7 protein-coding genes are annotated in these 7,295 nt (G+C 75.7%); 2 read left to right on the forward strand and 5 right to left on the reverse strand.

What is annotated here, in order from left to right; genetic code table 11:
* The 4 genes from E1193_RS28535 to E1193_RS28550 all read right to left on the reverse strand — a co-directional run.
* Positions 1-632: hypothetical protein (locus tag E1193_RS28535; RefSeq protein WP_132186267.1), on the reverse strand; the 632-nt coding region annotated here is incomplete at its 3' end.
* Between the two features lie 80 nt (positions 633-712).
* The gene (locus E1193_RS28540) at positions 713-1,105 is read right to left on the reverse strand and encodes a VOC family protein (protein WP_132186268.1); all 393 of its coding nucleotides are present in this window, start codon (positions 1,103-1,105) and stop codon (positions 713-715) included.
* 36 nt (positions 1,106-1,141) lie between these two features.
* Entirely contained in the window at positions 1,142-1,783 is a 642-nt protein-coding gene (gene lipB / locus E1193_RS28545; RefSeq protein WP_132186269.1) for a lipoyl(octanoyl) transferase LipB, read from the reverse strand.
* A gap of 52 nt (positions 1,784-1,835) precedes the next feature.
* Complete coding sequence (locus E1193_RS28550) at positions 1,836-3,575, reverse strand: DUF2079 domain-containing protein (RefSeq protein WP_132186270.1); 1,740 nt, start codon at positions 3,573-3,575, stop codon at positions 1,836-1,838.
* Between E1193_RS28550 and E1193_RS28555 the strand changes: the two genes are divergently transcribed.
* Together E1193_RS28555 and E1193_RS28560 are read left to right on the forward strand one after the other, a co-directional pair.
* Positions 3,535-4,233 carry a BON domain-containing protein gene (locus E1193_RS28555; RefSeq protein WP_132186273.1) on the forward strand — a complete coding sequence of 233 codons (699 nt, stop codon included), beginning with the start codon at positions 3,535-3,537 and terminating at the stop codon, positions 4,231-4,233. The two genes, E1193_RS28550 and E1193_RS28555, sit on opposite strands and share 41 nt — an antisense overlap.
* 55 nt (positions 4,234-4,288) lie before the next feature.
* Entirely contained in the window at positions 4,289-4,861 is a 573-nt protein-coding gene (locus E1193_RS28560) for a DsbA family protein (protein WP_132186271.1), read from the forward strand.
* 77 nt (positions 4,862-4,938) lie between these two features.
* Here the strand turns inward: E1193_RS28560 and E1193_RS28565 are convergent.
* A partial coding sequence (locus tag E1193_RS28565; protein ID WP_132186272.1) for a LuxR C-terminal-related transcriptional regulator occupies positions 4,939-7,295 on the reverse strand: 2,357 nt, incomplete at its 5' end.

A 7,295-nucleotide genomic window follows, 5' to 3' on the forward strand; every position in this document is an offset into this window, starting at 1 on the left:
GCCGGGGTGTCGGGTCGGGGCGGCAGCGCCAGCGCGACCGCCGAGGCGGTGAGCGCCACGAGGAGCGCGGGGGCCCGGCCGACCGGGGCGGCGAGCGCCGTGGCGGCGCCCACCGCGAGAGCCCGCACCACCACCTCCCGCGCCGCGTTGGCCCGGGCCCGTTCCGGGGGTACGCCCCGTTCGAGCCAGATCCTCAGCCGGTCGAACGACCACGCGGTGGCCCAGCCGAAGGCGGGGCCGAACAGCAGGTCGGCCAGCCGGCCCGCCGGGCCCCAGCGCGGGGTGTACCGGTAACCGGTGAGGAACCGCACGCCGCCCGGGACCGGCACGTAGCGCCAGTACCCCGAGCCGGCGGCGATCAGTGAGCGTGGGTCGCCGGAGCCGAAGCGCAGCGTCGAGGTGCGGGTGCCGTCGGGGCGGTCACGCTCGCCCGCGTGCACCCCGTACCCGCCGATCCGCACGCCCGGCAGGACGGTCGTGACGTACCGGAACCGGGCGGGTGAGCTGCCCGGTTCCGGATCGATACGGCCGAACCGGGCGTCCCACCGGCGGTGTGCCCCCGGGTGCTGGGTGACCTGCCAGATCCGCTCGACCGGCGCGTCGATCAGTGTCTCGACATAGATGACTGCCATCGCCAGCCCCCGTTCTTGAGCGGTCGCTCAATGGCAACGCTAGCGCTTTTTGAGCGACCGCTCAATACCTGCCGGGGATGTCAGGCGGGGCCGAGCAGATCCCAGCGGTTCCCGGCGATGTCGAGAAACACCGCCACCCTGCCGTACGGCTCGGCGCACGGTGGACGGACGAACTCCACGCCCGCACCGACCATCCGCCGGTACGTGGCATCGAAGTCGTCGACCTGGAGAAAGAAGCCCACCCGGCCGGCCGCCTGGTCGCCGACGACCGCCTCCTGCCGCACGCCGTCGGCACGGGCCAGCAGCAGCCCGGTGCCGCCGCCCGGCGGGCGGACCACCACCCAGCGCTTCGGGCGGCCGTCGGTGGTCAGTGACGGGGAGTCCTCGACCAGTTCGAAGCCGAGCACGTCGGTGAAGAAGGCGATGGCCGGGTCGTACTCGGCGACGACCAGGGTGACGAGATCAAGACGCATCCGTCGATGCTAGGTGGCCCGGCGGAGGGGTCGGGCTCAGACCTCGACGACGGTGGGCAGGTGCCGTTCGACCACCGGGAGCACGTCGGCGACGGTGACCGGGCGACCCAGCTCGACGGTCAGCGAGGTGACCCCGGCGTCCCGGATGCCGCAGGGCACGATCCGGTCGAAGTACGCCAGGTCGCAGTCACAGTTGATGGAGAAGCCGTGCAGGGTCACCCCACGGGAGACCCGGATGCCGATGGCGGCCACCTTGCGGGCCGGACCCCGGTCGTCCTCGGGTATCCACACCCCGCTGCGGCCCTCGATCCGGCCGGCGGTCAACCCGAACTCGGCGCAGACGTCGATCAGCATCTGCTCGGTGCGCCGAACGTACGCGACCACGTCCACCGGGTCGGGGAGCTTGACGATCGGGTAGCCGACGAGTTGCCCCGGGCCATGCCAGGTGATCTTGCCGCCGCGGTCGACGTCGACCACCGGGGTGCCGTCCATCGGTCGGTCCCACGGCTCGGTGCGCTTACCGGCGGTGTAGACGCTGGGGTGCTCCAGCAGCAGCACCGTGTCGCCCTGCTCGCCGGCCACCACCGAGGCGTGCAGCCGGCGCTGCTCGTCCCAGGCGGCCCGGTAGTCGAGCACCCCGGCCCGTACGGCCGTTAGCCCGGATGTCGTCGCACTCACCCCACCAGCCTAGACCCGACCCGGTCCACCGTCTCCGGTGACGCGCGTCGCGTCAGGCCGGCGGGACCCGCCACAGCCAGACGTCGTCGACCCGCCGCGGTTCGCCGAGCAGGGCGGTGGCGGTGCGGCGCAGGGCGTCCTCGTCCAGGTCGTACTTCGCGCCGTGCACCTCGTCGGGCAGCACGACCACCTCGACCCCCCAGTACCGCAGGTCGGCCCGTACCAGCCGGACGGTGCCCTCGGTGACGATCGGTGCCAGTCCGGTGCGGCCGGCCTGGTCCAGCAGGGTGTCGAAGGTGCGCGGCGGCGGCCCGATCCGGCCCCGGCCGTCCGGCCCGCCGGGGCCGAGGAAGAAACCGGCCGGCAGGCGGAACACGCCGTGGCGGTGGGACAGGGCGTACGCCTGCCAGCGCTGACCGTCCGGGTAGACGTCCAGGCTCAGCGGGATCGGGGTGAGCACCCCGCCGGGGGAGACGTACTCCCGCCAGGTGCCGGCGGTGACGAACTGCGGCACCGGCGGGCGGACGCTGGTCAGCAGCGGAGTCGGCAGCAGGGGCAGTAGCGCCGCCGCGAAACCGACCCCCCACGCGACCCGGACCGGACGCCGGGGCGAATCGGCCCGGAGCTGGTCGATCGCGTACGCCAGCAGCACGCCGACGACCGGGGCGACCACCAGCGCCAGCCGGGCCGGCAGCGCGGCGTTGACCACCGGCAGCTCGCCCAGCAGGGCGAACGGGAGCGCCTGCCCGGTGCGCCGGCCGTCGACGGTGGCCTGCGGCCCCCAGGAGAGCACGGCGAAGACGACGGCGGTGACCCCCAGCGCGACCAGCGTGGCCCGGCGGGCCGGCAAGGCGCGTCGCCACAGCAGCACGAAGCAGGCGACGGCGAGCAGCAGCAGCGGCACCCCGAAGAAGGAGTTCTCCTCGGTGGGGTTGGGCGCCAGCGCGGTGCCCCACCCCAGCTCGCCCGCGATCGATCGGCGCGGGTACGCCGCGAACGCGGCAACGTCCTCGGAGTGGATCACCGGGTCGAACCCGGTGCCGTCAAACCGCTGCGGGCCGGCGAAGTGCAGCCAGAGCGGGTACGCCAGCAGCACCCCCGCCACCAGCGCGGTGACGCCCAGCCCGCGCAGCAGGTCCGGCAGCGCCGCCCGGGCCTGCACCCGGCGGGTCGGGTGTGCCGCCCAGGCGGCCAGGAAGACGCCGGTCGCCAGGGCGGTGAAGAACAGCCCCTCGGCGGCGATGGAGAACGCCACCGCCACCAGCACGCCGAGGACGATCCCGCCGCGCAGCCAGCGCCCCGGCCGGCGCAGCGCGAACACCCGCCACAGCAGCAGCGGCACCAGCCAACCGGCCGTCCAGTTCAGGTGCGCGTTGGCGTGCGAGACCATGCCGGGGGAGTAGGCGACGAACAACGCGCCGACCCCGGCGGCGAGCCGGCTGCCGACCAGGTGCCGGGAGAGCAGCCAGTACCAGGCCAGCGCGGTCGCGACCAGGTTGAGGGTGAGGATCACCAGGAACGTCGCCGGTGGCCCGATCAGGTACGTCAGCGGGGCGAAGACCGCCGCGTACACGGTGATCGAGGTGTTGACCGCGAGGTTCACCCCGTCGGGGACGTTGAGCAGGTGGGTGAAGAGCGGGTTCTCCCCGTGGGTGAGCGCGTGCCCGCCGAAGGCGAGCAGCCACTCGAACAGCGCCTGGTCGCTGGCGTTGACGGTGATCGCCCGACCGTTCGGGTCACGCCACAGTCCACTGGTCACCCAGACGGCCAGGGCCACCGCGACCAGCGTCACCCGTACCGACCAGGACCTCCAGAACGACGTGCTCGACGAGCTGGCCTGGGATCCCCGGGTGAGCCCGACCGAGGTGGGGGTGACCGTCACCGAGGGCGTGGTGACACTGACCGGCTGGGTGGGCAGCTACGCGGCCAAGTGGGCGGCGGAACGGGCCGCGCACCGGGTGGCCCGGGTGCGGGCCGTCGCCAACGACCTCACCGTACGGATCGCCCCGTCGGCGCAACGCACCGACGCGGACATCGCCCTGGCCGCCGGGCGGGCCCTGGAGTGGGACGCCTTCGTGCCGGTGGAGAGCCTGGAGGTGACGGTCGCCGACGGCTGGGTGACGCTGCGCGGCCCGGTCGAGTGGGAGTACCAGCGCCGGGCCGCCGAGCGGGTGGTGAGCCGGTTGACCGGCGTACGCGGGGTCAGCAACGGGATCACCGTCCAGCCGACGAACCGGTCGAGCGGCGACGAGCTGCCCGAGCGGATCGTCGACGCGCTGGCCCGCAGCGGCGCCACCGAACCGGACCGGGTCAGCATCCGGGTGTACGGCGACACGGCGGTCCTCGACGGGCTGGTCCACTCCGTCACCGAGCGGGACGAGGTGGAACGGATCGTCTGGTCCGCCCCGGGTATCCGGGAGGTGCACAACCACGTCACCGTGACCCGCTGAGACCACCCGGCCCGGGTGAGCCGGGTTCACCCGTCCCGGCGGCAGCCTGGTGGTCATGACCGTTTCCGACAGCGGCCCGACGTCCACGCCGTTGCAGGTCACCCCCCGGCTGCGGGTGCCGGTGGACGACACCGACCACGTCCGCGGGCCGGCGGACGCGCCGGTCACCGTCGTGCAGTACGGCGACTTCCAGTGCCGCTACTGCGGGGCGGCGCACCGGAACCTGACCGAGGCGCTGCGCCAGCGGGCCGACGTCGTCCGCCTGGTCTACCGGCACTTCCCGATCGCGAACGTGCACCCGTACGCGGAGGCCGCGGCGGAGGTCGCCGAGGCGGCCGGGCGGCGGGGCCGGTTCTGGCAGATGCACGACTGGCTCTACGAGCACCAGGACCAGCTCGACCCGGTGCACTTGTCGCTCGGCGTCGAGCAGCTCGGGCTGCCTGCCGACGAGGTCGGCGCGGAGGTCGAGCGGCAGGCGCACGCCGACCGGGTGCGGCGCGACTTCGTGGGCGGGATCCGCAGCGGCGTGAACGGCACCCCCACCCTGTTCGTCAACGAGGTCCGCCACGAGGGCGGGTACGACCTGCCGGAGTTGCTCGTCGCGGTGGACGCGGTGGCCGGCGCCTGACCGGCCGCCGGCGCCCCCCACCGCCGGGATCGCACCGCCCGGCGGCGGGCGGCACGGGCGGGTGCCGCCGCCGGGCTTCAGATCAGGCGCAGCTCTCGGGCCCGGCGGACCGCCTCGCGGCGGCGGGTCGCGTCGAGCTTGCGGTAGATGTTGCGCACGTGCGTCTTGACCGTGTTGACCGACAGGGACAGCTCAGTGGCGATCTCCACGTTGGACAGAATGCTCTGCAGGTAACGCAGGATGGTCAACTCCCGCTCGGTCAACGGCTCGTCCAGCGCCCGGGCCGCGCCGGTCGGCCCCCGCTCGGCCGGTTCCTCGGCGCCCCGAACCAGGTCGCTCACGATCGGCCAGTGCGCGGTGCCGGAGTCCAGGTGCGCGGCGAGCAGGTCCCGGACCGCCGGCTCGGCGCGGGTGAACACCCGCCGGTGGCCCTCCGGCGCGGCCAGGTCGAGCACCCGCTCCAGCAGCCGACCCGCGCGCCGGTCGTCGCCGGCGCGCCGGGCCAGCACCGCGTCCAGCACCCCGGCGGCGAGGCGGACCGGCAACGGCCAGGTCCCGGCGGCCGGGCCGTCCCACTGCGGCAGAGCGTACCCGGCGGCCCGGACGTCACCGGCCCGCAGCTCGACCCGGGCCAGCGCCACCGCCAGTGGCGGGGCCGGGTCGGGCTCCCGCGCCCGGTCGGCGAGCAGCCCCCGGGCGGTGTCCACGTCCCCCTGCTCGCCGCGCAGGTCCGCCTCCAGGGCGAGCAGCCGGTCGCCGAGTCCCCCGTCGGGCCGCCCCTCGGTTCGCGCCCCGGTCACCAGCTGGGTCGCGGCGGCGGCCTGACCGGCGTCGCGCAGCAGCGCGGCCCGGCAGAGCGTCGCGGCGACCCACGCCGTGGGCTCCCCGGCGGCCGGGCCGGTGAGCGCCAGCCGGGCGGTCGCCTCCTCCGGCTGGTCGCGGTACAGGGCCACCAGGGCCAGCGCCAGGTGGGCGTAGCCGCACTCGACGCGGCTCGACCAGCCCTGGCACGGTGGCATCTCCAGGGCCGCGCGGGCGGCGCGCTCGGCGGCGCGCAGCTGCCCGGCCAGGGCGTGCAGCAGGGCCAGCCGGGCCGCGCAGACCAGCACCGTACGCGGCCGGCCGGTTTCCCGCGCGGCGTCGTACGCCCCGGCGAGCCGGGCTGCCGCCGCCCGCAGGTCGCCCTCGGCGAGGTCGGCCAGGCCGAGCGCCGCCCCGGCCACCGCCCGCACGTCGGGGTCCTCGGCGGCCCGGGTTCGCGGGTCCGGGGTGGGGGCACCCACGCTCCGGCCGGCCGGGCCGCCCGGGGTGACGGTGGTGAGCAGCCGGGCCGCGACGGCGCGTACCTCCCGGTGATCGCCGGCGATCCGGGCCAGGGTGAGTTCCACGGCGGTGGCCAGCCGGCGGAACCGGTCCCGGCGTGGGGTGGGCAGTGACCCCGCCGCGGCAACGGCGTCGTGCAGCCGGTCGGCGGCGGTCTCGGCATCACCGGCGTAGGCCCGCTCGGCGGCGCAGGCCAGGGCCAGCTCCGGATCGCGGCGCACCGCCTCCGCCGGGGGTGGCGGGGGCGGCGGACCGGCCGGGGCCTCGCGGTCGTAGGGGACGAGTTCCGGCCAGCCGGTGAGCAGCAGCTCGGTGGCGCGGTCCCACTCCCCGCCGGCGAGCGCGTGCCGCAGCGCCTCGGCGGGACGGTCCTGGTCGGCGTACCAGCCGGTGGCGCGCCGGTGCAGGTCCCGCCGGTCCGGCTCGTCCAACCCGGCCAACTCGTCGCGGAGCAGGTCGGCCAGCAGCGGATGGGGCCGGTACCAGGGCGGGTCGCTGCCGTCGGCGTGCAGGAAGCCGCCGTCGCGGGCCAGCTCGGCCAAGAGCTGCCCGCCGTCGCCCCGGTCGGTCAGCGCGTCGGCCAGGTCCGCCCGCACGGCCGGGCTGATCGCGGTACGCCGCAGCAGCTCCCGCGTCGGCGGCGGCAACCCGCCCAGCACCTCCGCCCGCAGGTACGCCGCGACCTCCGGCTGGTCGCCGCCGAAGCGGTCGGCCCAGCGTTCCGGGTCGGGGTGGCCGTGGGCAACCAGGGCGGCGAACCGCAGGCCAGCGGGCCAGCCGCCGGTCCGTTCGCGCAGCCGGCTGACCGCCGCCGAGGGCAGCGGGGTGCCGTGCGCGACCAGCAGGTCGGCGACCTCGTCGACGGTGAAGGCCAGCTCCTGCGGGCCGATCTCGGTCAGCTCCCCGGCCAGCCGCAGCCGATGCAGCGGCAGCGGCAGCTCACCCCGGGCCCCGGCGACCAGCCGCAGCCGTCCGTCGGTGTGCCGCAGCAGGAACTCCAACCCGGTCAGCGCGGCCGGGTCGGCGACCCGGTGCAGGTCGTCGAGGACCAGCAGCACCGGCTGTTCCCGGGCGGCCAGCGCCGCGGCGAGCAGTTCCAGCTGGTCGGGGC

The organism is Micromonospora sp. KC606 (assembly GCF_004348675.1).
In the GTDB taxonomy this organism is placed as follows: domain Bacteria; phylum Actinomycetota; class Actinomycetes; order Mycobacteriales; family Micromonosporaceae; genus Micromonospora.

Bases quoted from the DNA above. Each gene is read 5' to 3' on its own strand.
- E1193_RS28540 (WP_132186268.1), bottom strand. From the start codon at position 1,105: ATGCGTCTTGATCTCGTCACCCTGGTCGTCGCCGAGTACGACCCGGCC.
- E1193_RS28560 (WP_132186271.1), top strand. From the start codon at position 4,289: ATGACCGTTTCCGACAGCGGCCCGACGTCCACGCCGTTGCAGGTCACC.